This is a genomic window from Aquimarina hainanensis, assembly GCF_042684685.1.
GTDB classification, from domain to species: Bacteria; Bacteroidota; Bacteroidia; order Flavobacteriales; family Flavobacteriaceae; genus Aquimarina; species Aquimarina hainanensis.
This window is the reverse complement of sequence record NZ_JBHULX010000028.1, coordinates 1-575: the sequence shown is the minus strand read 5'-3', so window position 1 is coordinate 575 and position 575 is coordinate 1. Positions and strand designations below refer to the sequence as shown.

The following is a 575-nucleotide window of genomic DNA, read 5'->3' as shown; positions in this document are numbered from 1 at the left end:
AATACAGTTGCAGGTACAGGAGATGGTGGAACAAGTTTACCTTCCCCGGATAGTGACAATGATGGAGTTGTAGATAGCCTGGATTTAGATAGTGATAATGATGGAATTTCTGATGTAACAGAAAACGGAGGAGTTGATGCAGATGGCGATGGAGTTTTAGATGGAATTACCGATACTGATGGTGATGGATTTGCAGATAGTGTTGATACGGATGATAATACAGTTGCAGGAACAGGAGATGGCGGAACCAATTTACCGTCACCGGACAGTGATAATGACGGTATTGTAGATAGCCTGGATTTAGATAGTGATAATGATGGGCTAACAGATATTAGTGAAGCTGGAGGAGTAGATGCTGATGGTGATGGAGCGATAGATTACCCAACCCCGGGAGATCCAACGTCTATGGTTGATGTTGATGGCGATGGATTTGCTGATAGTGTTGATACAGATGATAATACGGTTGCAGGAACAGGAGATGGCGGAACGATGCTACCGTTACCCAATACCGATGGTACAGGAGGTCTGGATTATCAGGATATTGATAGTGATGGTGATGGTATTGTAGATAATAT

Annotated in this window: 1 pseudogene; it reads left to right on the top strand. The window is 43.1% G+C overall.

The annotated features are described in order from the left end of the window. A pseudogene (locus ACFSTE_RS14120) lies at positions 1-575 on the top strand (hypothetical protein); the annotation flags it as partial.